Source organism: Natronomonas aquatica (genome assembly GCF_024449025.1).
Taxonomy (GTDB): Archaea; Halobacteriota; Halobacteria; order Halobacteriales; family Haloarculaceae; genus Natronomonas; species Natronomonas aquatica.
This window is the reverse complement of the sequence record NZ_JAHLKM010000013.1, coordinates 46,777-71,507: the sequence shown is the minus strand read 5'-3', so window position 1 is coordinate 71,507 and position 24,731 is coordinate 46,777. Positions and strand designations below refer to the sequence as shown.

Sequence of the window (24,731 nt, the reverse complement as noted above, 5' to 3'; positions counted from 1 at the left end):
GACCGTGTCGGTATCATGGTGTCTGCGAAACTCAGGGCAGCGGGCCTAAACGACGAGAAACTGTCGACCGGGGTATCCATCCTGGAGGAGCGAAGCTTCGATTGGGGGACGGACCCCGAGCAGGGGACGGTCCCGGACGTCGTCGTCTGGCCGGAGTCGACCGCTGACGTCGTGACGATCATGGAGACGGCGTCCGAACACGGGATCCCCGTCACGCCGTACGCCGCCGGCACGAGCCTCGAGGGCAACCCCGTGCCCGCCGAGGGCGGGATCTGTCTGGACGTATCGCGGATGGACTCGATCGTCGACGTCCGGCCCGATGACTTCCAGATCGACGTCCAGCCGGGCGTGTTCGGTTCGGCGGTCGATGAAGCGGTGAACGATCACGGGCTGTTTTTCCCGCCGCTTCCCTCCTCGGGGAAGATATCGACGATCGGCGGAATGGTCGCAAACGACGCCAGCGGCATGCAGACGGTCAAATACGGCGAGATACACGACTGGGTGCTCCGGATCAAGGCCGTGTTGGCGGACGGCACGGTCGTCGAGACGGGGAGCCGGGCGGCCAAAACCTCGAGCGGCTACAACCTCATGGACCTGCTGGTCGGCAGCGAGGGAACCCTCGGCGTGATGACCGAGATCACCCTCGAGTTGGCCGGGATCCCGAAACAGATCCACGGCGGTCGGGTGATCTTTCAGGACCGGACGGCGGCCTCGGCGGCCGTCTCCGACGTCATCCAGTCCGGCGTCGACGTCGCGAAGATCGAACTCATCGACGCGTTGAGCGCCGAGATCACGAACGCGTACCTCGATGCGGACTTCCCGGACGCGCCGATGATGTTCGTCGAGTTCCACGCCGAACACAACATCGAGAGCGAGATCGAGTTCTTCCGGTCGATCGTCTCCGAGCACGGCGCCGTAGAGATCGAGATCTCCGAGTCCGAGGAGGGAATGGCCGAACTCTGGGAGATCCGCGAGGAGATGGCCGAGGCGCTGGAACCGTACGATCCCGACCTCACGCCGCTTACCCCCGGGGACGTCACCGTCCCGATGAGCCAGTTCGCCGACCTGATGGCACACATCGGGACGCTCGAGGACGAACACGACCTCCTGATCCCGTGTTTCGGCCACGCGGGCGACGGGAACATCCACTACACCGTGATGGTCGATTCGGACGACCCGGAGGCGTACGAACGCGGCAAAGCGGTCTACAACGAGATCGTCAGATACGCCATCGAACAGGGCGGTACCGCGACCGGCGAACACGGGATCGGGGTCGGCAAGCGCGAGCTCCTCTCAGAGGAACACACCGAGGGGACGGTCGATCTCATGCAGCGGGTCAAACACGCCTTCGATCCGGACGATATCCTCAACCCCGGAAAGATGTTTCCGGAGGAGTCCTGAACGGACGTTCCGAGCACGGAACAGCAGTTCGATGCCGGACCGGTAGCCCCTAACGCAATCCGGGCGGCACCGCAACCACCGGGATCGTCGCCTCCCGGAGTACCCGTTCGGTCGTGCTACCGGCGTGTCTGATCCGGTCGAAGCCGCTCCGGCCGTGGGTCCCCATGACGATCAGGTTGATGCCGTGTTCGTCGACGAACGCGAGGATCGCCTCGGCGGGCCGTCCGCGGCGCAGGTGTTTCTCGACGTCGACACCGGCGGCCGCTCCTCGCGATTCGGCGTCATCGAGGGCGGCCTCCCCGGCCGTTTCCTGTCTTTCGACGACGATATCCCAGTCGCCCGGCCGATCGCCCTCGTCGACGACGTAGAGCGCATCAACGGTCGCTCCGAAGTCTTCGGCCAGATCGATCGCGCGCTCAAGGCCCCGAGCCGAGGGATCGCTCCCGTCGGTCGGCGCCAGGATTCGATCACACTCCATAGCCGGTCTCCGGAGCCGGGATATATAATTTCCCATGGGGGTATCGGACCGTCCGCACGGCGCGTTCCCCGCGGTCAGTCGTCGCCCGGCACCGCGCCGTTTGACGACTGGAGGGGGCGGCTTCGGCCGTTCGCCGGTTCGCCGGCGGCCGGAACCGCGAGAACGGGCAGCGAGACGGAGCGACGGAGCGATTCGGTGACGCTTTTCGGGGTGAGAAACCGGGCGAGCCCGGTCCGGTCCGGCTCGCCGGCGACGACGAGATCGACGTCGTTGTGGTCGGCATACAGGCCGATCTCCTCGGCCGGTTCGCCGTACCGGAGCCGCTTCGTCACGGGGACGGCGGCGGCTTCGTCGGCCCGATCGAGCGCGTCTTCGGCGGCGGCTTCCCGCCGTTCGACCACGATATCCCAGTGATCGACGCCGGCGTTCATCGGCACGACCGACAGGGCGTGGACCTCGGCGTCGAACGCGGCAGCAACCGACAGGGCGGTCCCGATCACCGCCGGATCGGGCTCGCTGTCGACGGCCAACAGAACCCGGTCGAACGACCCTTCGTCGCCGGCGGTTCGCACGGTTCCGTCCCGGGGGCGGCCACGGGACAGGAGCGAATCGAGTATCATCGAGTACGAATATTCGCCGTATCGGTTTATATGTGTCCAGTAATTTGTTCGGATCGTGCGTTTGTTTCGCCGTCTATCGCGATATCCACCGATACATTCGTTTCAGGGTGTGAATATATCGGAGACCTCAAAACCTATTGTCCGACGCCGAGTGGTTGACCACATGACGGATCCGCTCGAGGAGATCGAGTTCCTCGCACGGTCGCCGAACCGGATCCGGGTGCTCGAGACGCTCTCGAGTGGACCACACACGCGGGGCGAACTCCAGGCGGCGGTGGGTGCCTCCCAGCCGACGCTGGCGCGTATCCTCGGCGATTTCGAGGAACGGGAGTGGGTCAAAAGCCAAGACGGGACCTACGAGACGACCCGGCTCGGATCGTTCGTCGCCTCGGGCTTTCGGTCGCTGCTTTCGGTCATGGAGACCGAAAGCCGGCTCCGGGAAGTCGCCGGGCTGTTGCCGGCCGATCGGTTCGATTTCGGGCTCGAGCGGCTGTCGGACGCGGAGATCACGACGCCGACGCGGGCCGATCCGGGAGGGCCGTTGAACCGCGCGCTCGAACTGGCGCGAGGGGCCGAGACCCACCGCATCGTCAGCTACGTCCTCAACCACGAGATGCTCGAAACGGTCGACGAGGCGACGGCCGCGGAGGATCAATCCTTCGAGTGTGTCGTGACAGCCGAGACGGTCGACCTCCTCGGCTCCGAGTACGACGCCTGGCGCCGGTTGCGGAGCCTGGCCGGAGCGGAGGCGGCCTCGGTTTGGGTCACCGACCGCGAGATCCCCTTCGCCGTCGGAGTCGCCGACGATACCGTCTATCTATTCCTCCGGGACGAGTCGGGGCTGTTGCGGGCGCTCGTCGAGTCTGAGGATCCGGCCGTCCGGTCGTGGGCCCTCGGGGCGGTCGAACGGTACCGGACCGCGTCCGAGGAGCTCGATCGCTCGGCGCTGGGCGAGCCGCCTTGAGCTCTCTCGCGCTCGGGGAGGCCTTCTTTGATTCCGTAACCTCCCGGTCGGCCCGAAACGGCGATCCGAAGGATAGTTCACCCGGCCGGCCGACGTCAACGGTGAATGGCGTTCGTCGAGAACATCGCTTTGGTCTTCGTCGCCGGGTTCCTCACGGCGCTGGCGACAGGGCTGGGAGCGCTCCCGTTTTTCTTTTTCGACGCCATCAGTGATCGGGGGAACGTCGTCCTCTGGGGGTTCTCCTCGGGGATCATGGTGACGGCGTCGCTTTTCGGCCTCGTCGAGGAGGGGCTGGCCGAGGGGACGCTCCGGCAGGTCGCGGTCGGGATGGCCGTCGGCGTCGTCCTCGTCGTCGTCGCACACGAACTCCTCCTCGACGCCGACATCGATCCCCGGGAGTACGAGGAGGCGGACTTCAAAAAGCTCGTACTCATCCTCGGTATCCTGACCGTCCATAGCTTCCCGGAGGGGATCGCCGTCGGGGTCTCCTTCGCCGATCTGGGGCTCGAAGGCGGGGCGCAGTTGCTGGGTTTTACCGTCCCGCTGCTCGCGGTGTTTATGACCGTCGCGATCTCGATCCACAACGTCCCCGAGGGGACCGCGATCTCGATCCCGCTGCGGGCGATGGGCGTCTCCGAGTGGCGGATGGTCTGGTGGGCGGTCTTTTCGAGTCTCCCACAGCCGATCGGTGCCGTCATCGCCTTCACCTTCGTCCGGATCGCCCGGGAGTTTCTTCCCTACGGGTTCGGGTTCGCCGCGGGCGCGATGATCTATCTGGTGCTCACCGAGTTCATCCCGGAAGCGCTGGATCTCGGCTCGGAGTTGCCGCGGGGCGGCAAGCCGGAACTCCTCGGCGGGATCGGGCTGGGTGTGCTTTTGATGATTCCGCTGGCGTTCATTTAAGCGGGCTCAACACTCGTGATCTCGAACCGAGCCCCACCGTCGCTTCCCTCCGTGAGGTGTACTCTCCAGTCATGTGCTTCGATGATCTGCTTGACGATACTCAGTCCCAGTCCCGTACCCCCCTGTGTAGTCGAGTGGCCCGCCTCGAACACCTGCGAGCGTTCGTCTGAGGGGATGCCGGGACCGTCATCTTCGACGTAGAACCCTGAATCGATCTCTCCGACGGTCACGGTGACGTTTTGCCCGCCGTGTTCGATCGCGTTTCGAACGAGGTTCTCCAATAATTGTCGAAGGCGATGTCGGTCAGCGCGGAGGTGCCGATCGGTTTCGATGACAAGCGTTGCGTCGGCTGTTTCAACCATCTGCCAGCAGGTCTCACAGAGCGGTGCGAGTCCGATTGGTTCCGTCTCGGAGATCTGTTTGCCCACTCGTGAGAGGGTCAGTAGATCCTCTATGAGCGTTTTCATCCGGTTGTGAGCGGTCTCTACGTCAGCGAGATGGGTACTCTCACAGTCCTGTTGTGCCAACTGCAACCGACCCTGTGCGACGTTCAACGGGTTCCGGAGATCGTGTGAGACGACGCTGGCGAACTCCTCGAGCCGCTCGTTCGTGTTCTGTAGATGTCGTTCGATTTCTTTTCGAGTCGAAATATCGCGTGTATTGACAACGTAATTTCCGTCAGGAGTGGGGTTCGCCGACGCGACAGACTCGACCCACAGATACGTCCTGTCAGCCCGTCTGTGACGGTATTCGACCGCCTCGACGGTTTCTTTTTCGCTGGTGACGACTGCTTGGAAGGCAGCGATGACCTTCTCGCGGTCGTCCGGATGGAAGTATTCAGCTACCTGCTCGCCGACGAGGTCGTCCTGTCGGTAGCCGTAAATCCGCTCGATCGAGGGGCTTTCATACAGGACGATACCCTCTTCATCGAGGACGGTAAGGAGACTCGTCGAGTGTAACGGAAGCACATCAAGCGAGACCTTCGATTCAGACGTGGAAGCACTCCGAGATTCAGACCCCCTTTTAGTGTCCATATCTCTGTATATACCCTATCAGGTTTGGTCTTTTCTCTGCATTTGTCGTTCAGTATCTCGTAGCGTCGTCCACGGGATCACCAATATTGTTTGATCCGGCTACACTGCTCCAGCCCCGACGAAGCACAGATAACAGATCACGACGAGACTCGAGGAGTGGAGCAACGCCGTGTACCGACCCCGGGCGGCGACGCCGGCAAACCAGCCGCAGGCGAGCACTGTCGTCTGGGTGACGAGGTACAGGAGCCGTCCCTCCCGACCGGGATCGACGGTCCCGGAACCGATCCCCGGCACGGTCGGTCCCCCCGCGAGCCACACGAGGACGAAACGCTCGACGGCGACGACCGAGAGGATCACGAACACCGCCGTCGCCCAGCCGACGGCGACGTAGACGAACATCGCCGACTGCAGCCGCTTGCGCTGGTGATACAGCGACCCGACCTCCGTCTGGAGCGTCTCGAAGGTCGTCTCGGTGTCGCTGCCGGCCGCGAGCGCGCCAGTGACGAGCCCGACCGTCTGTTCGGCCAGCGGCGTCCCGACGCGTGCGACGAACCGGCCGAGCGCCTCGCGGCGCGTATCGACCTCGGCGCTCCCCGTCGTCAGGCCGAGTCTGAACGCGAGATCGTCGACGTCCTCCTGTAAGGGTCCGAAGTTCACCTCGTCGGCGACCGTCTCGACGGCGACCTCGAACGGCTGTCCCAGATCGACGTGGCCCGCGATAGCGTGGACGAAATCGCGTATCTCCCGGTCCTTGGCGTCGTCGAGGCGGGCACGGCTCACCGCGACGGTCCCGACGGGAAGCCCGTAGGCCGCATAGCCGAGCAACACGGCGTTTGCCGGCGGTTCGCCAGCCGCCCACAGCCCCCACGTGACGACGACGGCCGGGAACGCGAAGACGAACGCCGCACTCGCCGGGTTCGAAAGCGCCGTCAGCACCGTTGCGTATCCGGTCGGTCGCTCGTACCGCCGGACGTGCCCCGACGGACGGAACCGCGCGACCGCCGCCGCCGTGGATGCACCGACGACGAGGACGAACGCCGACCCCCCGTAGACGAGAAGCGTCCGGATCGTCGGGGTGCCCAAGCCTGGAACCGAAAGCGGGGCCGGGACCGGGATCGGCTTCGAGAGTCCGGGGGCGAGGACGCCGAGCACCGTCACGGCGACGACGACGGAGGCGGGAACCACGAGGAAGACGACGAACAGTTTCGCGACGATCTCGAGGTAATCGCCGGCGCGCTGTCGGGCCCGGGATTGCCGGTGAGAGAGCATCCGCGATTCCATCCGGAGATACCCCTGTAGCGATTCGGTCCCCTGGTTGGCGTGTTCGCGGAACTTCAGCAGAAACGGCGCCAGCAGGTCCCGCGACGGCGTATCGCGGGCGACCCGCCTGAGGCCGGTATCGAGGCTCCCGGTGAGCGCGGCCGTCTCGAGGACGCGATCGAAGGCCTCGGCCGTCCCGCCATAGGCGTCCCGGTCGGCGACAGTCCGGATCATCCCCTCTCTGTTTTCGCTCCCGTCGGCGAGCACCCGGAGGTATCTGACCGCCCCGGGGAGCGATCGCTCGATGGCCGCCCGGCGGGCGCGCGCTCGCCACCGCAGGTAGGTCGTTCCCAGCACGATCGTCGACCGTTTCGCCGACGCGCCCACGACCAGCCCGCCCGCAAGGAGGAGCGAGGCGTCCGAAAGCGGCGGGAGCGTCCCGTTCCCCGGCATCGCGGCCGAGAGAAACCATCGGAACGCGTCCGGGAACGCCGGCGAGAGGACGCTCCCAAGGACGGGGACCGCGAGCCCGACCGTACCCCCGAGGAGCCATGAAAGGCCGTAGATCCGAGCGAGGTACGTCTCGAACCCGACGGAGAGCGCCGCGCCGCGGTATCGATCCCGATCCCGTTCGTGGCGCGGCCGATCGGCGTGCCGTGAAAAGAGCGCGTAGACGCCCCGATCGAGGCGTCGCGCCGCGGCGCGGAGATAGCGGCTACCCATCTGTCGCGCCCCGGCGGCGGATCCGCTCGATCGTCGCGGCCTCGTTCGCCCGGAGATCGCTCAGAAAACCGAAGAGCGTCCCGATATCCGAGACGTCCTCCCGAACCAGATACTCGATGTACCCGTGTTTGCGGCGGAACTCCGATTCGACGTCCTCCGGCGTTCGGTTCGTCCGTTCGGCGAGTCGGTCGAAGGCCCGCAGTTCGATCCGTTCGGTCGGGTCCCCGAGTTCGGGGTGGCGGTAGGCGAACGTCCACTCTCCCGCCGGCGTCCGTTCGAGGATCCGGCTGTAGTGGATGGTCGTCCCGTCCTTCTCGATCGTCTCCGTCGGGTAGTCGGCGTCTCCCGCCTCCCGCTCGGATAGCAACTCGACGGCCGCCCCGACGTACCGCTCGCCGTCGACGTGTCGGGGGAAGACGACGAGGTCGATCTCCAAGAGGAGATACGGCGGCAGGCCCTTCTCGATGACCCGGTTGAGGAGCTTCTCGATCCCGTCGGCGTGGGTCGTCCCGAGGACGCCGTGACCGGTCTGGAGCACTTCGCTGAACGTCTCGAACGATTCGGCCGTGTTGATCTCGCCGATGACCTCCGTATCGGGGTTGAGATAGTTCGTCTCCGTCATCAGGTCGGCCATCGAGACGTTCTTGAACTCGTCTCTGTGTGCCCGCGTCGTCAGCGAGACGCCGGTCTCGTGGGGCACGAACACCTCCCGAGCACCCTCGTCGATGCTCACCGGGCGGGCGTCGTAGGCGATAAACGGCATGTGGGCGTTCAAAAGCGTCGTTTTGCCGGCGGCAGTCGGTCCCGAAAACAGGACGACCCCCCGGTGTTCGTAGAGGAGCCACAGAAGCGTCACCAGTTCCGTCGGAAGCGAGCCCGAGTCGACCAGATCGACCGGCGTGAGCACGTCGGAGGCCTGCTTCCGGATCGAGACGTGCGGCCCGTCCTCGGAGATCGTCGGCAGGGCGACGGCACACCTGATCGTCTGATCGATCCCGGCCGGTTCGAGATTTACCTTCGCCGACGGCCGGCTCGAGGAGAGTTCGACGCCGTCGTCGGCCGCCAGTTGCGTGGCGACGTTTATAAAGGCCGTTTCGGACTCGAACCGCAGGTTCGTCGGCTCCCGGTCGCCGCCGTTCGGGACGACCTTGATGCGTTCGCCGACGCGGTTGGCCTCGATGTCCTCCAGGTTCGGGTCCCGGATGGGGACGGTCAACTGCCCGTAGCCGACGAGATCACGGAGCACGTAGTAGAGGAGATCATCGAGCCGATCGCCGTCGACCCGGCGGTCGACCGGCGGAACGCCCTGCCCGTACTCGGCGAGGACGCGCCGGAGAACGTGCCGGACGGTCCCGACCCACTCGCGGGTATTTCTGGCCGCGAACCGTCTCGAGAGTACCCGCCGGCCGCGCTTTCGGACGAGAGCTGTCCGGTCTTCGGCCGTCGCACCCTCGTCGAGTCCGGCCTCCCAGATCCGGGCCTTACATTCCTCGATGAGCCGCTCGTCACCGGGGAGCAACTCGGGTTCGAGTACCGCGTATTTGTGTTCGAACGGGTCGGTCCCGAGCAGCCGTTCGCGGTACCGAACGACCGGGATCTCGTAGCCGGCGAACGTGACGGTGTATCGCTCGACCCGCTCGGCGCTGAAGTGTCCGAGGAAGTCCGGATCCTCGATCCCGGTCCGGGCGGGCGCGTAATCGGTCAGATGGACCGACAACTCGCCGTCGCTGTGGTCGGCGACCTCGATCCGATCGTCCAGCGCGTGTGGCGTCAGCCGCCCGAGACACCGAAGCTCCGCAAGGAGGTGGTAGGCGAGCCGCCGGCGGGCGCTCGCCGTTCGGTCGGTTAGCCGGTCGACCACCCGCTCGTATTTCCGGTCGAACCCCTCGCGGAACCGCTCGGCCGCACCCTCGCGCGTCCGCGGCCGGCGCAACGAGGCCCCCGAGAAGTGCGCCGAGATCGCCTCCAGATCGGCCGCGGCGGCGGCCGAAAGCGCCGGCGTCCGGATCCGGTACTCGAACGCACCGTCGTTCTCGGCGACGGTCGCGACGACGCCGGGGACGATCTCGTACTGGTCGCGGACCGCCGGGGCGTACCACGCCGCGCCGCTATCCGGCGGCTCCGGCGGCGGGACCGTCGGCACGTCACCGTCCATTTGTTTCGAACTGCTGTCGCTATTTTATTTAAACTCTGTCCGGGCAACGAAAAGGGGATACGCCGATCGAATCGGGGCCGAGATTGATATGCGACCGTGGGACTGTGTACAAATTACTATCGATCGAGGGGAGATGGCATGATTACGTCCGTGATTACGTGGCGACTACGGGGACGACGTCGGGGCAGGCAATACGTAGTCGCCACCCCCCGTGAGCCTCCGAAGGTGGGCGCGTGCGCGATACTGGTCATCGCCGCGCCCCCTGGCCGCCGTCTGCGCAGGCTCGTTCGGGATCGTCGTAGTGATCAGCCTCGGCAGCCTCGGGATCGCGATCGACGGGTTGGATCTCGACGGGCGTTCCGTAGACATCGGGAAGCGAGACCGTCCAAGCGTGCTGGTGTTGCTGCTCGATGAGAGCAGCGGGGGGATCGGCACGGTCGAAACTGGTCGAATCCCGGTCGCGTTCGGCCTCGAAATCGAGGACGATCGGCGTCACGGCTGACACCCCCTCGGGGTGAAGCAGTTATCGGATGAGATGCGTCTGTTGGGTTATAGGACGCTTTAGAAGCGGTTTCGAGGATGGGACCGCCGTGATTCGAACACGGGTCCAACGCACCCCATGCGCAGAGGATACCACTACCCCACGGTCCCTTACGTTCCGAGAGACGACAGTCGGACGTTTAATGTCTTCGTTTCGACCCCACTACACGAGAACGCGTTCCAGTTCGACGACGACGCCCGCCCCGGCGCCGGGATCGCCGACCAGGTGGCCGAGACAGACCGCAGCCCCATCCGGCGTGTAGCAGGCGATTAGCGTGTCCGGCGCCACGTCGTCGGGATCGAAGCCGGCGTCGATCACGCCCGGGGCGTACACCGGCGCGCCCTCGGCGATCTCGGCGGCGGCAGAGGGGGCGACGGTCAGCCCCGGTAGTCCCTCCAGCGCCCGCTCGGCCGGCGAGACGACGTCCCGGAGGAGTCCCGCGTCGTCGTTCTCGCGGTAGAAGGCCAGGCCGTCGGCCAGATCTTCCATCGTCGACAGCGTCCGGTCGTCGAAGCCGCCGGTCTCGGTCCGCCTGAGATCGCCCATGTGGGCGCCGGTCCCGAGCGCGAGCCCGATATCGTGACAGAGCTTTCTGATGTAGGTCCCGCTCTCGCACTCGATATTGAGCAGGACGCGACGATCCTCGCGTTCGAGGACGTCGAGACGGTGTATCTCCCGGACCCGGAGCCGGCGGGCGACGGCGGACTTCCGGGGGGGCTTCTGATAGAGCGGTCCCTCGAACTCCGAGAGCGTCGCCTCGAAGTCGGCCGGCGCCGACGAGTGCAACTCGAGGACGGCCACGTATCGCTTCCGGCTGTCGTCGAACACCTGGGCGAGCCGCGTCGCCGTCCCGGTCAACACCGGCAGACAGCCCGTGACCTTCGGATCGAGGGTCCCCGCGTGGGCCGCCCGTTCGACGCCGGCCATATCGCGGACCCAGGCGGCGACCTGGTGGGCCGAGGGGCCGGGCGGCTTATCGAGATTGACGACGCCGAACTCCAGGAGCGTCTCGGGATCGCGGTCGTCGGGTGACCCGCGGGCACGCATGGTCAAAACTCGTAGTTGACGCCGTCGATCGGGATCTTCCCCTCGTCGTCGGCCGGGTCGTACGCTCCGATCGCCGTTTCGACCACCTCGAGGACGGCCCCCGGGGAAAAGCGGGCGGTATTGATCGAGAGATCGTAGATATCGAGCGTCCCGATGTCGATGTCGTAGTACTCCTCGTAGCGGCGGGTCTCGCTTTCGGCGCGCGCGACGGTTTCCTCCCGGGCGGTCGCGGTCGGTTTGTCCTCTCGGTCGGCGATCCGGTCGACCCGAACCTCGAGTGGGGCGTCGAGCCAGACGCGGAAATCGGCGTACTCGCCGGCCATCCAGCCGGCGAGCCTGGATTCCAAGACGAGATCGTCGGCGTCCGCCGCCAGTTCGCGCTGTCGCCGGTCGAGATCGCGATCGATCGCCTCGTCCTCCTCGGCGAGCCGGTTCAGCTCCAGCGGCGTCAGGCCCCGTTCGTCGGCCAGCCCCCTGAAGAGATCACCACCGCTTACGTGTTCGTATCCGAGGGTCTCCGCCAGCCCGCCCGCGACGGTGCTCTTGCCGCTGCCGGCGGGGCCGGAGATCGTTATCAACATATCAGTATTCCGTCGGCGTATCTAAAAGACGTTGCCCTTCGAGCGAGCGGCGACCGACGACCGGCGTCCGGAGTTCCGACGCCGTCGGGACCGAACGACGGTGACCCATCAGGTCGGCGTCGTCTGGATGTTCAGCGCCTTCCGGATGATCTGGGTAAAGCACATCGAGCAGACGAAATACCAGACGATCCACGTCTGGATCGGACCCAGGATCGACTCGGTCCAGCCGATCTCGCCGGCCATCGGCAAAACGATGGTGGTGAGTTCGTAGTGGGCCGTCCCGCCGCGGAACCCGACCGCCCAGTACATCCACAGAAAGACCGGGATGGTGAGCACCATGATCCACACCATCGGACGGAACTGCTCTTTGAACATCCCGAGATTGTCCGCCATCGCGCTCATCTGTTCTTCCTGGATCCGCTCGAGCTCCTCGTCGTCGCCGCGCTCTTTGGCATCCTTGCGGCGCTGTTGGATCTCTTTCATCCGGTTCTGGTAGGCGCCCATCACCTCCATGTCCATGAGGTTCGACTGGAGGAGCGTCGAGTACATCCCGGTGAAAAGCGAAAGCACCATCACGACGGCGAAGAACGGGAGCAACTCGAGCAGCGGCCCGAGCAGGATATCGAGCGTGCTCGCAAGCGGGTCCCGGACGGCGCTGAACGTGTACCCGGCGAACATCGAGACCGACCCGGCCGCGGCCAGCTTGTCCCACTTCGACCACGAGGAGTCGGTGTCGGGGGCGTCGGGGAACTCGAGGTCGTCGTCCTCGAGGGCGTCGCGGACCCCCTCGGGATCGGCGACGTCGAACCCCTCGCCGTCGGAGTCGGCCAGAATTCCCGTCTCGATGAGCCGGCCCCACTGTCCGCTCGAGAGCTCATCCGAGACGTCACCCCAGGAGACGGTGCCTTCGTCGGCCCGCTCGAGGACGTACTCGAGGGCTGCCTCCATCTCCGGGTCCTCCTTGACGAGCTCCTGTACCTTCGAGGCTGTACGTGCCATTATGCTCCGTTATCGGCGGTGGGTAATCAACCTTTTACTCCGGACCGACGCCGAAACGGACGTCGGCGTCGTCAGTGCTGCAACGATGTGTCAGGTTCCCCCCGGATCCGACGGAGCCGGGGCGTTCGGCCCTGTTCCGGTCTAGGCGTTCTCGATCGCGTCCTCGAGGTCCGTCCAGACCTCCCCTGGGGGCTGTTCGCCGTCGATGCGGACGAGTTGTCCGGCCGCCTCGTAGTGGTCGATCACCGGCTGGGTGTTCTCCTCGAAGACCTCGAGGCGCTCTTTGACCGTCTCCTCGTTGTCGTCGTCGCGCTGGATAAGTTCGCCGCCGCACTCGTCGCAGACGCCCTCCTCTTCGGGCTGGTCGAACTCCACGTGGAAGTTCCTGCCACACTCCGAACAAACCCGGCGGCCGGTGAGCCGGCGGACGAGTTCCTCCCTGTCGACATCGAGGAGGACGACCAGATCCAGCTCGGTGATGTCCTCGAGGTACTCCGCCTGCGAGAGGTTCCGCGGGTAGCCGTCGAGGACGAACCCCCCGGCTTCGGCGAGGGCGGCCTCGACGATCTCGTTGACGACCGGATCGGGAACGAGTTCGCCGGCTTCCATGTACTCCCGCGGCGTGCCGTGTTCGGTCTCCATGTCCTTGTTGGCCCGTAGCGCATCGCCCGTCGTGACGTGTGCGACGCCGTACCCTTCGACGATGTTTTTCGACTGTGTCCCTTTCCCGGCACCCGGCGCCCCGAGCAACAGGATCTTCGGCTGGCTCATACACGCTCTTCAGAACGCCGACTAAAAGAGTTGTCTGAAACGCGCCGACGTGGGTTTGATGCGTCTCGGTTTCCCAGGTCAGATAATGACAGATGATTCACCGGGCGACCGAAAGCGATCGTTCGTCCGCCGGATCCTCGAGGCGAGACGGACCGAAGAGCCCGTGATCTTCGAGGCCCGCGACGCGGCGATCGAGTACGACGACCGGAGCCTCCGACTCGAACTCACTGCCGGGGAACGCGACCGACTGGAGGCGCTCCTCGAGGCGTATCACGTCTTCAAGATCGAACAGCCCGCGACGCGAAAGGCCGACGACGGCGTCGTCTATCTGTCGGCCGTCACCGACGCGAAACACGCCGCCGACTTCCTCGAGGCGCTGTTCCGGGAGGTCTATGGGTTCGAGGAGCACTACGAACTGCAAACGTGATCGGGGAGATACGACGATCCCTCTCAGTCCTCGCCCGCGCCGGCCTCGCCATCGAAGACGCGCTCGAAAGTACGGATCCCCTCGTCGGTCCCGACGATGACGAGTTCGTCCCCCTGCTCTATCCTCGATTCCGGGCTGATGTCGGTGTACATCCCATCGTCGCGCCCGATCGCCACCACCGTACAGCCGGTTTCGTCGCGGATGTTCGCCTCGGCGATCGTCCGGTCGGCCAGTTCCGGCACCCGCTTCCGGATTACCTCTACCTGTCGGTTCAAGGACATTACCTCCCGCCCTTCCAGCAGGCGTGACGCGGACATTCGCCCCGTCACCATCGCCAGCGAGAGCACGTAGTCGCCGCCGGCGCGATACGTCTTCGTGATGTTCGATTTCCCTTCGACCCTGGCGATGATCTGTATGTTCGGCGCCACGTCGCGGACGACGAGCGTGGCGAACTCGGTCATGGTGTCGTCCGGCAGCGCGAGGATCACCGTTTCGGCGTCCTCGATCCCGGCCCGTCTGAGCGTGTCGGGATCGCTCCCGTCGCCGACGATGTCCACGGCGTCCATCTCGGCCCGATCGACGACCGTGTAGGGAACCCCGGCGTCGTTGAGTGCCGCCGCGACGGCCCGTCCGACCTGTCCGTAGCCGACGACCACCGTGTGCCCGGCCTGAAACTTCCGGATCGGTGACTGCGTCAGATCGACGAACCGGTCTAGCTGGTCTCTGTGGCCGGAAACGAGCAGCACGGTCCCTTCGGCCAGCCGGATGTCAGGAGCGGGAGCCGGCGTGAACTCGCCGTGGAGCCACGCCCCGATCACGTTGACCCCCGACCGCTCCCGGATGCCGCTGTCGGCCAGCGTCGAGCCCGCCAGGTCGCTGCCGTGGCGGATCGATATCTCCGCGAGCTGTAGCTCGTCGCCGACCGAGATCGTCTCGTCGATTTCGGTGCGGGTGGCGGCCGTCACCTTCGCCGCCAGGCTCTCTCCGAGCAACGAGCGCGGCGAGAGGACGTGATCGGCCCCGGCGAGTCGGTGATACGTCTCGGCGTCCGGGTCCTCGACGACGCTCACGACGGGCACATCCCCGGCGATTTCTTTGGCGGCGAGGACGATGCTCGCGTCGACCTGATCGGACACGTCCGCGAACAGGGCCCGGGCCGACGACAGCCCGGCAGCGGCCAGCCCCTCGGTCGATTTGGGATCGGCGTTGATCACACGCTGGCCGTCGTCGTGCAGTTCGTTCGCCCGCCCGCCGTCGGATTCGACGATCACGTAGGGGACGGCGTTCGCGTCGAGTTCCTTGATGAGTTCCTCCGCTCGGGTCGTATCCGAACAGATGACGACGTGATCCGTGAGGGACCGCTCCAGTTCCTCGGGAGCCGACGGCGAGAGCGTGTTCTCCACGAGCGGCCCCACGAACACCGGCAACGCGCCGACGAGTATCGCCATCCCGACCAGATCGGCGACGGTAATGAAGGCTTGCATCTGGGGGCTCTCCCACGGCGAGTCCCCCCCGAACCCGGTGGTCGTGAACATCTCGACGGCGAACTGGAGCGAATCGAGGAACGTTCGGGGCCGTCCCTCGTATACGGCCATCCCCCACTGATACCCGCGTGCGGTTACCACGAGTGCCAGACCAACGAAGACGAAGTATCCGATGGCCCGCCGTTTCCATCCTTGCATAGCTGTGGATCATACCACTCCCTGCTGGAACATGAGCGTTCTCCGTCGACGGTACTCCTGGGTTATCCTCCCCACGACCGGCGGGAACCGACCGCGTCAACCTACGTCCTCGACCCCGGCGACCAGCACCGCGAGGACGGGGACGATCTCCAGCCTGCCGAGCCACATCAGAACGACCATCAGAAGCTTCGAGCTATCCGGAAAGAACAGATAGCTACCGAACGGCCCGAGCTTTCCGAACCCCGGGCCGATGTTCCCGATGGTCGCGAGCGATGCGCTGACCGCCTCGAGCGCGGAGAGTTCGACGCCGATCCGGGCCGAGTCAATCATGATGAACACGGCGCCGAAGATCAGGAGGATGAAATAAAGCAGCGTGAACACGACGATCCCCCGGACGGCATCCTCGTCGACGACCTGGCCGCCGAGACGGACCGGTCGGACGACGTCCGGGCGTGCCGTCGTGTAGAGTTCGCGTCTGATCGCCCGGAACACGACGAGCCAGCGGATGACTTTGACGCCGCCGCCGGTCGATCCCGCAGAGCCGCCGATGAACATGGCGAACAACAAAAAGAACTGCGTGTGGCCATCCCACTGGGCGAAATCCGCCGTCGCGTACCCGGTCGAGTTCAACAGCGATCCGATCTGAAACGCCGCCTGCCGGAGCGCGTTTTCGGTTACTCCCTCCGTCGTCCCCCCGAGTTCCAGCGGTGGTGCCCCGCCGCGGAACAGGAGCACCGAAAGCACGGCGGTGATGACGGCGATCGCGCCGGCGTAAGTCCGGAACTCGGCGTTTTTGAGCATGACGTCGACCTCGCCCCGAAGGAGATGCCAAAACAGCGCGAAGTTGACGCCGGCGACGATCATGAACGGGATGATGACCCACTGGACGACGGCGCCGAAGGCGGCGATGCTGTCGGCCTGCGGCGAGAACCCTCCGGTCGGGAGCGTGGTGAACCCGTGGGCGACGGCGTTGTACAGGTCCATCTCCGGGGCCAGCCCGACCACCGAAAGCGTATACAGAAGTATCACGAGCAGCACGGTGAATCCGAGGTAGATGAGCCAGAGCGCGCGGGCCGTCTCGGCGATCTTCGGGGTGAGCTTCTGTAACTCCGGGCCGGGGGCCTCCGAACTCATGAGCTGTGCGCCGTTGACCGCGAGTTCGGGCAGAATGGCGATCATGAGGACGATTATCCCCATCCCGCCGAGCCACTGGGTGAGCTGTCGCCACATCAAGAGGGCGTGGGAGTGTCGGTCGAAACTGATCTCGCCTAACACCGTCGCACCGGTCGTGGTGAACCCGCTCATCGACTCGAACAGCGCGTTGACGATCGAACTGCCGAGCGCGCCCAGGATCACCGCCGCCCCGTCACCGAGCGGTAGCTGCAGGCCGACGGTCGATTGGGTCCCGTACCCGGCGAGCAGATACGGGATCGTCCCGACGACCGCCACGCCGAACCAGGATATCGAGACGAGCACCAGCGCCTCCCGCGGGCCGAGGTCCGGCTCGGGATCGAGTCGTTCGAGCCCGACCCCGATCGCGACCGCGATCGCGATCGAGACGACGAACACCCAGACGTCTTCCATGTATACGACGGCGACGGCCAGCGGGATCACCATCGTGGCGGCGAGATACTTGATGATCGTCCCCAGAAGGCTGACGCTCGCCCGGAGATCGACTCGCCATCTCATATGGGATACCGGAGGGATTCACGGATGAGGTATGAACCCATCGATTCGACACATCACCGGGGCAGCCGGGACCCGATCCGGGCGGGCGCTCGGTCGTCTTCAGGACCGCCAGAAAGCCGCGGTGAACAACACGAGCACCGGGATGATCTCGATGCGGCCGATCCACATCAGGAGAATCATCGCCGTCTTCGTCGTCATCGGAAAGCCGTTGTAGGTTCCGTACGGTCCGGCGTCGCCGAACGCCGGGCCGATGTTGAGAAACGTCGAGGCGGCCGCGCCCATCGCCTCGAACTCCGAGACGTTCGCGCCGACCCGGGCCGAGTCGACGACGATGAAGACGGTGAGCAGCGTGAAGATGATGATGCTCAAAAGGAGATACGCGTAGATATCCCGGATCGCCTCCTCCTCGATCGGTTTTCCTGAAAGCCGGACCGGCCGGACCGCCTCGGGGTGAACGCTCGTAAAGAGGTTCCGTTTGAACGCCTTCAGCGCGACCAGCCACCGAAGCGACTTGATCGAACAGGTCGTCGACCCGACCATGCCGCCGAGGAACATACACAAAAAGAGCATGTGCTTGGCCGCCGAGGACCACAGATCGAAGTCGGTGCTCGCGTACCCGGTCGTCGTCACCATCGAGGCGACGTTGAAAACGGCGTGCCGGATCGTCGCCTCGCCGCCGAAGCCGACGGTCGGATCGATGAAAAGCGCCCCCGCGACGACCGCGGCGAAGACGGCGATGCTGCCGAGATAGAAGTGAAACTCCTCGTTTTTCAGCAGTCGCATCGGATCGCCCTTGAGTGCGAAGTACATCAGCACGAAACTCGTCGACCCCGCGATCATGAAGGGAACGACCGCCCACTGGACGATCGGCGCGAAGGCGCCGACGCTCGCGGGCTCCGGCGAGAAGCCGGCCGTCGCGACCGACGTGAACGCGTGGGCGACGGCGTTGTACAGGTCCATCTGCGGTGCGAGCCCGGTGAGATGGAGCGTATAGTAAACGACCGCCGCAAGCGCCGTCAACCCCAGATATAGCCCCCAGATGAGCCGTGCGGTCTCGGAGATGCGTGGGGTCAGCTTGCTGACGTTCTTGCTTTGGGTTTCGGTGTCCATCAGCTGTGCGCCGCCGACCCCCAGCTCCGAGAGGATCGCCGTCGCCAACACCAAAATGCCGAGCCCGCCGAGCCACTGGATGAGCTGTCGCCACATCAGGATCGATCGGCCGTGGACTGAGAAGTCCTCGAGGACGGTCGCGCCGGTCGTCGTCAGCCCGCTCATCGACTCGAAGACGGCGTTGATCGGGTGTGCGAGCGTCCCCGTCGCGGCGACGGCGAACGGGATCGACCCGACGACGGCGACGAGCAGCCAGATCGAGGCGACCGCCAGAAACGCCTCCCGCGGCCCCAGGTCCCCGGGATCGCCTGGAAGCCCCCGGAGGAGCCCGCCCAGTACGAGCGTCGCCCCGATCGCCGCGAGGAACGGAAGGGTCGACTCACCGTAGAGCATCGCCAAAAAAAGAGGAAACGAAAGCGGCCCGGCGAGATACAGGAGCACTCGGCCGGTGAGATCGAAGCTCGCCCGCCAGTCCACCCGGATCAGTCCCATACTATGCCATCGAGGCGAGCGCTTCGACGAACGAGGACTCGACGAAGACGACGATGTGATCGCCCGCCGCCAGTTCGGTGTCCCCGCGTGGGGTAATCAGTTCCCGGTCCCGGGTGATCGCGCCGAACACCAGGTTCGTGTCGATTCCGGCTGCGGCTTCCTCGATCGAGCAGCCGACCAGCTCGCTGTCTTCGGTCAACTGGAGCTCCAGCACCTCGGCCTGGTCGTTCTCCAAGACGGCGATGTTCTCGGCGACGCCGCCGTAGGTAAAGCGGATGATCTCCTCGGCGGTGACCTGCCGGGGGTTGACCGCCACGTCGATGCCGATCTCCTCGAAGAGCGTCACGTACTCGCCGTTATCGACGACAGCGACGACCCGGTCCGTCCCGAGCCGTTTGGCCAGCACCGACGCCAGCAGGTTCCGCTCGTCACTGTCGAGCGTCGCGACGACGAAATCGGACTCGTCGACGTGTTCGCGCGCCAGAAAGTCGGTATCGGTCGCGTCGTGTTCCATCACGAGCGTCCCCGGCAGCTCCTCGGCCAGCCACCGGGCGCGGTCGTGATCCTGTTCGATGAGCCGCGGGGAGAGCCCCCGTTTCTCGAGCAGTCTGGCGGTCTGATAACCGATCTCCGAGCCGCCGATGATGACGATCTCGTCGGCCTCGTCGGGTGTCTCCTCGGGCGCGAGGTCGTTCGCGAACGCCTGGACGCTCTCGGGGCTCCCGATGACGACCGCCCTATCGCCCGTCTCGATGGCGGTGTCTCCGCGGGGCAGGATGATCTCCCCGTCGCGGAACAGCCCCGCGAAGGTCAGCGACTCGAAGCGGTCGGCCTCGGCGACGGTCTGGCCGGCTACCGGGCTGTCGGCGTCGATCTCGAATTCGGCCATCTGGACGAGCCCGCCCGCGAAGGGGTCGACGTCGACCGCGGCGGGTAGCCCGACGACGTCGACGATGCTTTCGGCGCTCAGAAGGTCCGAACAGACCATAAAATCGACGCCGAAGGCGGATTCGGTCAGCTCCCACGTTCGGAGGTACTCGACGCTTTTCGTCCGGGCGATCGTGAAGGGGTCGCCCACCGTTTTCGCCGTCCCGCAGGCGACGAGGTTCGTCCGGTCGTCGTCGGTGCTGGCGATGAACATGTCCGCCGCTCCGACCTCCGCGTCTTCGAGTGTCGCCAGTGAAGCGCCATCGCCCGCCAGCGTCATCACGTCGAGTTCGTACTTGAGTTGCTCGGCGCGGTCGGGGTCGATGTCGATGACGACGACGTTGTGGTCGGCCGCCAGGTTCGCCGCGATTGAGGTTCCGACCTCGCCGGCGCCGACGACGACGACGTGCATACCGTCTCTGTCTCGGGCGTGCCTCAAGTCGGTTACTATCCGAACGGCCGAAATCGGCTGGTGCCGGAAGGCTTCGAACCGACGCCGGTCAGAAGACTGAGTCGGCGGTCGCGGCGCCGACGACGCTGAACACCGCGCCGACGCTGATCGCCTTCAGCGTGACGACGAGCCGATCGAGCCCGGAGAGGTCCGCGAGGAACGTACCCGGCGCGCCGAACGCGAGCGTCAGGATGGCGACGGCCCCATACGAGACGAGCATCAGCGAGATGAACCGTGCCGGGATGCCGCCGACCTCGACCTCGTCTTCGGGGTCCCGGTCGGCCGCCTTGTACAGCGTCGCGTACCCGATGGCGAAGACGATTACGACCGTCGAAAGCGACTGGAGAAGCGACATGTCGGTGGCGAGGACCCACACCTCCTCGGTGACGACGAAGGGTCCGGCCAGAAGGAAGCCGCCGACCACCTGCTGGGTGGAGTCGGCGATCCGGAACCGGGGGCGGGAGAACGATCGCATACCGTCCGAACGGCGCCGGGGCTAAAGAACGGTTCGACCGGAAAGCGCCGGCCGACGGCCGGTCAGGGCTCGATCCCCCGGAGGTCGGCTTCGAGTTCCGCGGCGTGTTCGTTGTAGGCGCCGACGAACCCGCCGAACCGCGGGGCGTACTCCCGGACGTCGCTCGCCGACGGCGGCCCGTACTGCGAGAGGAGGTAGGTGCCGTCGGAGCCGCCGACCCGGAGATAGGAGACGCCGCCGCCGTCGCGTTTCAGCTTCCAGCGCATCGAGCCGACCCGGACCGAGAAGGTCCCGTAATCGGTCCCCTCGTAGCGGTAGAGCTGGCCCGCGATCCGCTCACAGCAGTCCTCGATCGCCTCCACGATCCGGTCGCGCTCGGCGACGACCGAATCCGTCGAGGCGACCGCCGGAAACGACGCCTCGGCGTCGACGCCGTCGAGGATCCCGTCGACCGTTTCGACGTGTTCGTTGTACGCCTCGACGAACGCCGGATAGTCCTCGAGCGCACGCGAAAGCGCCGCCGGTTCGGCCGGCCCCTTCGTCGAGACGACGTAGGTCTCCTCGCCGCGCGTCGGATCGTACTTGAGGAACTCCAGGTCGCCAGCCTCGTGTTTGACCGTCCACTCCCCGCGGTCGGTCGAAAACGACCGACGGCCGTAGTCGCCGCCGTCGACGCGGGCGAGGTCGTAGGCGATCCGCCCGGCGTGGCTCCTGATCGCCTCGAGGATCTCCTCGCGGCGCTCGGTGATCGCCCCGATATCGGCGACGGGGACGTCCAATTCGGCGAGCGTGGTCATTACGTTCCTCTGGCGGCCCGACCGGATATCAGTTTCCGGTCCGTCGGCGGCCGTCGACACCGCGCCGGCGGGCGCGACAAGCCGTCACCGCCGGTAGCCGGACAGCGATGCGAAGATCTCCTCGTCGTCCTCGATCGCTTCGGCGAGCCGTCGAACCCCGGCCTTGTCGGCCCGGTCGGGATCGGCGACGGCGACGACGCGTTCGGTCCCGCAGTGGACAAAGCCCGTCCCGAGCGCGTCGGCGGTCGCCTCGAGTCCGAGGCCGGCGTCGGCGTCACCAGCGAGCACCTTCCTTGCGGGCGATTCGTGGGCCCGGACGGCGAGTTCGAAGCCCTCGATCGACTCGGCGAGTTCGCGCCGATCGACGCCGCGATCGGCTGCCAGTTCCTCGAGGGCGTCCTCGAGCGTCGATCGCAGCCCCGAGTCGGTCGTCCGGTTGACGAAGGCGATCTCGCCGTCGACGAGGTCGGCGAGCCCTTCGATCCCCTGGGGGTTGCCCGCCGGGACGATCAATCCCCACTCGCGGCGCCACGCGCCGAGTTCGACCGTCTCCTCGGGGGCCGACTCCCCTGTCAGGACGGCGAAGTCGGTCACGCCGTCCCGGAGCCGGCGGCGGCCCTGTCTGGCCCCGACGCCGAGATATCGGGGGCGATCGAGCCGATCGAGCAGCCGCGAGAGCGCCGGGTCGTCCTCGCCGGCCCCGAAGGCCGTCGGCGGTCGGACCTCCGGCGAGAAGAGCTGGACCTCGACGCGCTCGCCCGCATCGAGATACTCCACGTCCGGCGGGACGGCGACGATCCCGTCGGCCTCGACGAGGCTCGTCGTCGCGCCGCTGCCCTTGTCGACCGGATAGACGAGCGTCTTGCCGTCGCCGTCGGTGACGAGGCCGACGGGCATGTACCGAAGCCGACCCTCGCTGTACCGTTCCCGCCGTGCCATCGTCCCCTCGACGGTCGCTGTCTCCGGTTCGGGGCGGCCGGCCGCCCGCCGGATCGCGGGCGCGACGAACACACGGAAGATGGTCAACGCCGAGACGGGGTAGCCGGGGAGCCCGACGTAGGCGCTTTCCTTCAGCCGGCCGACGAGCATCGGCTTGCCCGGTTTGACCGCGACGCCGTGCAACAGGAGTTCGCCGGTCTCCTCGACGACCCGGTAGATCACGTCCACTGCCGAGGCCGACGTCGATCCCGACGAGAGAACGAGATCGCATTCCTCAGCCGCCGTCCGCAGCGCCGACTCCATCGCGTCGTAGTCGTCGCCGGCGTGGGGATACAGCTTCGCCTCGCCGCCGGCCTCCTCGACGGCGCTCGCGACCGTGTAGCTGTTGACGTCGTAGATCTCCCCGGCGTCGCTGTCGAGGTCCTCGCCGGGTCGGACCAGCTCGTCACCCGTCGAGATGATTCCGACGGTCAGCTCGCCGCGGACCGGAACCGACTCGACGCCGATCGCCGACAGCAGCCCGATCTCCCTGGCGGTGACGACGGTCCCCGGACCGAGCGCTCGCTCGCCGGCCGCGATGTCGGCCCCGGAAAACATCACGCTGTCGCCGGGCGCCAGCGAGGTCCGGACCAGCACGTCCCCGCCGTCGCGGTCGGTCCGCTCGACCATGACGACCGCGTCGGCGCCCGGCGGAACCACCGCGCCCGTCGATATTTCCGCACACTCGCCCGAACCGATCTCGACGTCCGGCTCGGCTCCGGCGTGGACCGTCCCGGCGTGGGTCAGCCGGGCCGGATCGGCCTCGTCGGCGCCGAAGGTATCGGCGGCCCGCACCGCGTAGCCGTCGACGCTCGCCCGATCGAACCCCGGCACGTCGAGGCCGGCGTCGAGCCGCTCGGCGAGGGCGCGCCCCCGCGCCTCCCGGAGCGAAACGGTCTCGGGGTCGGGCGTGAGATCGAGCGATCGGATCGTCTCGCGGGCCGTTTCGGGATCGGCCAGCTCGCGGAACTGTTTTCTATCCATTGTACTCCCAGTTTTCGACCGTCACTGTCTCGCCGGCCGCGATCCCCTCCGCCGATTCGGGGACGGCGACCCAGCCGTCGGCCAACGCGACGCTCGAGAGGACGCCGGAGCCGCCCGCCCGCGTCGGCGTCGCCTCGAGGCCAGCCTCGCTTTCTTCGAGTTTCACCCGGGCGAACGTCCGGACGCCGGGTTCGCTCTTGAGCTTTCGAGTGAGCGTCGCCTCCCGGCTCGGGAGTGGTTCGATCGGCATCCGGCCGAGGTGTTTGACGAGCGGCCGGAGGAACTGGACGGCGTTGACGATGCACGCGACCGGGTACCCCGGGAGCATGACGACCGTCACGCCCTCGATGCGACCCAAGGCGACCGGGTGGCCGGGCTTCAGGGCGACGCCGTGGACGAACACCTCGCCGAGGTCGGCGACGACCTCGGGGATGAGGTCCCGCTCGCCGACCGAGGAGCCGCCGGTCGTGACGACGACGTCGCGGGTGAGATCGCGCTGGACGGCCGCCCGGAGCGTTTCGTGGTCGTCGGTGACGATCTCTCTGCGGGTCACATCGGCGCCCCACCGCTCGGCGAGCCGCGATATGGTAAACCGGTTGGTCTCGACGACCTCGCCGGGCTCGGGGTCGGCCTGGACGAGTTCCTCGCCGGTCGGGATCACGGCGACCTCGGGCTTCTCGACGATCTCGACGGTGTCGATGCCGGTCCCCTTCAGCAATCCGAGATCCGAGGGCCGGAGCCGGTGGCCGGGGTCGTAGAGCCGCTGGCCGGCCTCGACGTCCTCGCCGACCGGGGCGACGTTCTCGCCGGCCGCGACGGCGTCGAAGACCTCGAGTTCCTCGCCGATCCGGTCGACGTCCTCGATCATGACGACCGCGTCGGCATCCTCGGGGAGTTCGCTGCCCGTATGCACCCGGACGGCCCGATCGGGACCGACGGTCTCGCCCGGCCGGAGGACGGCCGGCGAGCGGTCCGACGCCCCGAAGGTGTCCTCGGCTTTGAGCGCCCACCCGTCCATCGCCGCGCGGGCGTAGTGAGGGACGTTCCGGACCGCCTCGATCGGTTCGGCGACGGTCCGGCCGTCGGCGACCGAAAGCGACAGTCGTTCGGTGCGGTCGATCGGCGGGGTATCGAGCAGTCGGTCCCGGGCGTCTTCGATCCGGGTCCGGTCTTTGAACCCCGCCTCCTGCAGATCGCTCATATATCGGTGTGTGGTCTCCGTCGGCAAAAAGGGTCAGTACG

22 protein-coding genes and 1 tRNA gene are annotated in these 24,731 nt (G+C 66.4%); 4 read left to right on the top strand and 19 right to left on the bottom strand.

The genetic code is table 11. The annotated features are described in order from the left end of the window. Positions 1 to 15 precede the first annotated feature (15 nt). Complete coding sequence (locus tag KM295_RS10540) at positions 16 to 1,401, top strand: FAD-binding oxidoreductase (RefSeq protein WP_256029912.1); 1,386 nt, start codon at positions 16 to 18, stop codon at positions 1,399 to 1,401. A gap of 49 nt (positions 1,402 to 1,450) precedes the next feature. Here KM295_RS10540 and KM295_RS10535 read toward each other — a convergent pair whose 3' ends face one another. Both KM295_RS10535 and KM295_RS10530 read right to left on the bottom strand, forming a co-directional pair. Further along, positions 1,451 to 1,879 carry a universal stress protein gene (locus tag KM295_RS10535; protein WP_256029911.1) on the bottom strand — a complete coding sequence of 143 codons (429 nt, stop codon included), beginning with the start codon at positions 1,877 to 1,879 and terminating at the stop codon, positions 1,451 to 1,453. A 74-nt stretch (positions 1,880 to 1,953) separates the two neighbouring features. Continuing rightward, the gene (locus KM295_RS10530; RefSeq protein ID WP_256029910.1) at positions 1,954 to 2,499 is read right to left on the bottom strand and encodes a universal stress protein; all 546 of its coding nucleotides are present in this window, start codon (positions 2,497 to 2,499) and stop codon (positions 1,954 to 1,956) included. A gap of 163 nt (positions 2,500 to 2,662) precedes the next feature. Between KM295_RS10530 and KM295_RS10525 the strand changes: the two genes are divergently transcribed. Next, positions 2,663 to 3,463, top strand: coding sequence for a helix-turn-helix transcriptional regulator (locus KM295_RS10525; protein ID WP_256029909.1), 801 nt, complete (start codon positions 2,663 to 2,665; stop codon positions 3,461 to 3,463). A 105-nt stretch (positions 3,464 to 3,568) separates the two neighbouring features. Next, complete coding sequence (locus tag KM295_RS10520; protein WP_256029908.1) at positions 3,569 to 4,366, top strand: ZIP family metal transporter; 798 nt, start codon at positions 3,569 to 3,571, stop codon at positions 4,364 to 4,366. Here KM295_RS10520 and KM295_RS10515 read toward each other — a convergent pair. The 9 genes from KM295_RS10515 to KM295_RS10475 all read right to left on the bottom strand — a co-directional run bounded on the left by KM295_RS10515 (position 4,363) and on the right by KM295_RS10475 (position 13,477). Next, entirely contained in the window at positions 4,363 to 5,334 is a 972-nt protein-coding gene (locus tag KM295_RS10515) for a sensor histidine kinase (protein ID WP_256029907.1), read from the bottom strand. The two genes, KM295_RS10520 and KM295_RS10515, sit on opposite strands and share 4 nt — an antisense overlap. 165 nt (positions 5,335 to 5,499) lie before the next feature. Beyond that, positions 5,500 to 7,383: a type II secretion system F family protein gene (locus KM295_RS10510; protein WP_256029906.1), complete on the bottom strand. Its 1,884-nt coding sequence runs from the start codon at positions 7,381 to 7,383 to the stop codon at positions 5,500 to 5,502. Continuing rightward, complete coding sequence (locus tag KM295_RS10505) at positions 7,376 to 9,538, bottom strand: type II/IV secretion system ATPase subunit (protein ID WP_256029905.1); 2,163 nt, start codon at positions 9,536 to 9,538, stop codon at positions 7,376 to 7,378. The genes KM295_RS10510 and KM295_RS10505 overlap by 8 nt, the downstream gene beginning before the upstream one ends. Positions 9,539 to 9,785: 247 nt before the next feature. Continuing rightward, positions 9,786 to 10,034 (bottom strand): hypothetical protein, encoded by a 249-nt coding sequence (locus KM295_RS10500; RefSeq protein WP_256029904.1) that lies wholly within the window; start codon positions 10,032 to 10,034, stop codon positions 9,786 to 9,788. Positions 10,035 to 10,118: 84 nt separating this feature from the next. Next, positions 10,119 to 10,189 (bottom strand) — tRNA-Pro (locus tag KM295_RS10495). A 52-nt stretch (positions 10,190 to 10,241) separates the two neighbouring features. After that, the gene (locus KM295_RS10490) at positions 10,242 to 11,126 is read right to left on the bottom strand and encodes an RNA-guided pseudouridylation complex pseudouridine synthase subunit Cbf5 (protein WP_256029903.1); all 885 of its coding nucleotides are present in this window, start codon (positions 11,124 to 11,126) and stop codon (positions 10,242 to 10,244) included. A gap of 2 nt (positions 11,127 to 11,128) precedes the next feature. After that, the gene (gene cmk / locus KM295_RS10485) at positions 11,129 to 11,707 is read right to left on the bottom strand and encodes a (d)CMP kinase (protein WP_256029902.1); all 579 of its coding nucleotides are present in this window, start codon (positions 11,705 to 11,707) and stop codon (positions 11,129 to 11,131) included. A gap of 108 nt (positions 11,708 to 11,815) precedes the next feature. Beyond that, positions 11,816 to 12,706 carry a DUF106 domain-containing protein gene (locus KM295_RS10480; RefSeq protein WP_256029901.1) on the bottom strand — a complete coding sequence of 297 codons (891 nt, stop codon included), beginning with the start codon at positions 12,704 to 12,706 and terminating at the stop codon, positions 11,816 to 11,818. Between the two features lie 141 nt (positions 12,707 to 12,847). After that, positions 12,848 to 13,477 carry an adenylate kinase gene (locus KM295_RS10475; protein ID WP_256029900.1) on the bottom strand — a complete coding sequence of 210 codons (630 nt, stop codon included), beginning with the start codon at positions 13,475 to 13,477 and terminating at the stop codon, positions 12,848 to 12,850. Positions 13,478 to 13,562: 85 nt separating this feature from the next. On the opposite strand from KM295_RS10475, the gene KM295_RS10470 reads away from it, so the two are divergent. Further along, on the top strand, positions 13,563 to 13,904 hold the full coding sequence (locus KM295_RS10470) for a DUF7975 family protein (protein WP_256029899.1): 342 nt from the start codon (positions 13,563 to 13,565) through the stop codon (positions 13,902 to 13,904). Between the two features lie 23 nt (positions 13,905 to 13,927). On the opposite strand, the gene KM295_RS10465 is transcribed toward KM295_RS10470, so the two are convergent. The 8 genes from KM295_RS10465 to KM295_RS10430 form a co-directional block, all read right to left on the bottom strand. Then, positions 13,928 to 15,586 carry a potassium channel family protein gene (locus KM295_RS10465; RefSeq protein ID WP_256029898.1) on the bottom strand — a complete coding sequence of 553 codons (1,659 nt, stop codon included), beginning with the start codon at positions 15,584 to 15,586 and terminating at the stop codon, positions 13,928 to 13,930. Positions 15,587 to 15,682: 96 nt separating this feature from the next. Continuing rightward, complete coding sequence (locus KM295_RS10460) at positions 15,683 to 17,275, bottom strand: TrkH family potassium uptake protein (protein WP_256029897.1); 1,593 nt, start codon at positions 17,273 to 17,275, stop codon at positions 15,683 to 15,685. 99 nt (positions 17,276 to 17,374) lie between these two features. Beyond that, complete coding sequence (locus tag KM295_RS10455; RefSeq protein ID WP_256029896.1) at positions 17,375 to 18,877, bottom strand: TrkH family potassium uptake protein; 1,503 nt, start codon at positions 18,875 to 18,877, stop codon at positions 17,375 to 17,377. Between the two features lies 1 nt (position 18,878). Next, positions 18,879 to 20,216, bottom strand: coding sequence for a Trk system potassium transporter TrkA (gene trkA / locus KM295_RS10450; RefSeq protein WP_256029895.1), 1,338 nt, complete (start codon positions 20,214 to 20,216; stop codon positions 18,879 to 18,881). A gap of 88 nt (positions 20,217 to 20,304) precedes the next feature. Continuing rightward, entirely contained in the window at positions 20,305 to 20,730 is a 426-nt protein-coding gene (locus tag KM295_RS10445) for a DUF2391 family protein (RefSeq protein WP_256029894.1), read from the bottom strand. A gap of 62 nt (positions 20,731 to 20,792) precedes the next feature. Next, a complete protein-coding gene (locus KM295_RS10440) occupies positions 20,793 to 21,527 on the bottom strand; it encodes a profilin-fold protein (protein WP_256029893.1) in 735 nt (244 codons plus the stop codon). Between the two features lie 84 nt (positions 21,528 to 21,611). Continuing rightward, positions 21,612 to 23,489: a molybdopterin biosynthesis protein gene (locus KM295_RS10435; protein WP_256029892.1), complete on the bottom strand. Its 1,878-nt coding sequence runs from the start codon at positions 23,487 to 23,489 to the stop codon at positions 21,612 to 21,614. Further along, positions 23,482 to 24,690 (bottom strand): molybdopterin molybdotransferase MoeA, encoded by a 1,209-nt coding sequence (locus KM295_RS10430; RefSeq protein ID WP_256029891.1) that lies wholly within the window; start codon positions 24,688 to 24,690, stop codon positions 23,482 to 23,484. Before KM295_RS10430 ends, KM295_RS10435 begins: the two co-directional genes overlap by 8 nt. Between the last annotated feature and the right edge of the window lie 41 nt (positions 24,691 to 24,731).

Excerpts from the sequence above, each read along its gene's own strand:
- KM295_RS10460 (WP_256029897.1), bottom strand. The coding sequence starts at position 17,275 with ATGAGATGGCGAGTCGATCTCCGGGCGAGCGTCAGCCTTCTGGGGACG.
- KM295_RS10525 (WP_256029909.1), top strand. The coding sequence starts at position 2,663 with ATGACGGATCCGCTCGAGGAGATCGAGTTCCTCGCACGGTCGCCGAAC.
- cmk (WP_256029902.1), bottom strand. The coding sequence starts at position 11,707 with ATGTTGATAACGATCTCCGGCCCCGCCGGCAGCGGCAAGAGCACCGTC.
- KM295_RS10510 (WP_256029906.1), bottom strand. The coding sequence starts at position 7,383 with ATGGGTAGCCGCTATCTCCGCGCCGCGGCGCGACGCCTCGATCGGGGC.
- KM295_RS10435 (WP_256029892.1), bottom strand. The coding sequence starts at position 23,489 with ATGGATAGAAAACAGTTCCGCGAGCTGGCCGATCCCGAAACGGCCCGC.
- KM295_RS10505 (WP_256029905.1), bottom strand. The coding sequence starts at position 9,538 with ATGGACGGTGACGTGCCGACGGTCCCGCCGCCGGAGCCGCCGGATAGC.
- trkA (WP_256029895.1), bottom strand. The coding sequence starts at position 20,216 with ATGCACGTCGTCGTCGTCGGCGCCGGCGAGGTCGGAACCTCAATCGCG.
- KM295_RS10540 (WP_256029912.1), top strand. The coding sequence starts at position 16 with ATGGTGTCTGCGAAACTCAGGGCAGCGGGCCTAAACGACGAGAAACTG.
- KM295_RS10455 (WP_256029896.1), bottom strand. The coding sequence starts at position 18,877 with ATGGGACTGATCCGGGTGGACTGGCGGGCGAGCTTCGATCTCACCGGC.
- KM295_RS10530 (WP_256029910.1), bottom strand. The coding sequence starts at position 2,499 with ATGATACTCGATTCGCTCCTGTCCCGTGGCCGCCCCCGGGACGGAACC.
- KM295_RS10535 (WP_256029911.1), bottom strand. The coding sequence starts at position 1,879 with ATGGAGTGTGATCGAATCCTGGCGCCGACCGACGGGAGCGATCCCTCG.
- KM295_RS10445 (WP_256029894.1), bottom strand. The coding sequence starts at position 20,730 with ATGCGATCGTTCTCCCGCCCCCGGTTCCGGATCGCCGACTCCACCCAG.
- KM295_RS10430 (WP_256029891.1), bottom strand. The coding sequence starts at position 24,690 with ATGAGCGATCTGCAGGAGGCGGGGTTCAAAGACCGGACCCGGATCGAA.
- KM295_RS10490 (WP_256029903.1), bottom strand. The coding sequence starts at position 11,126 with ATGCGTGCCCGCGGGTCACCCGACGACCGCGATCCCGAGACGCTCCTG.
- KM295_RS10470 (WP_256029899.1), top strand. The coding sequence starts at position 13,563 with ATGACAGATGATTCACCGGGCGACCGAAAGCGATCGTTCGTCCGCCGG.
- KM295_RS10440 (WP_256029893.1), bottom strand. The coding sequence starts at position 21,527 with ATGACCACGCTCGCCGAATTGGACGTCCCCGTCGCCGATATCGGGGCG.
- KM295_RS10465 (WP_256029898.1), bottom strand. The coding sequence starts at position 15,586 with ATGCAAGGATGGAAACGGCGGGCCATCGGATACTTCGTCTTCGTTGGT.
- KM295_RS10475 (WP_256029900.1), bottom strand. The coding sequence starts at position 13,477 with ATGAGCCAGCCGAAGATCCTGTTGCTCGGGGCGCCGGGTGCCGGGAAA.
- KM295_RS10520 (WP_256029908.1), top strand. The coding sequence starts at position 3,569 with ATGGCGTTCGTCGAGAACATCGCTTTGGTCTTCGTCGCCGGGTTCCTC.
- KM295_RS10480 (WP_256029901.1), bottom strand. The coding sequence starts at position 12,706 with ATGGCACGTACAGCCTCGAAGGTACAGGAGCTCGTCAAGGAGGACCCG.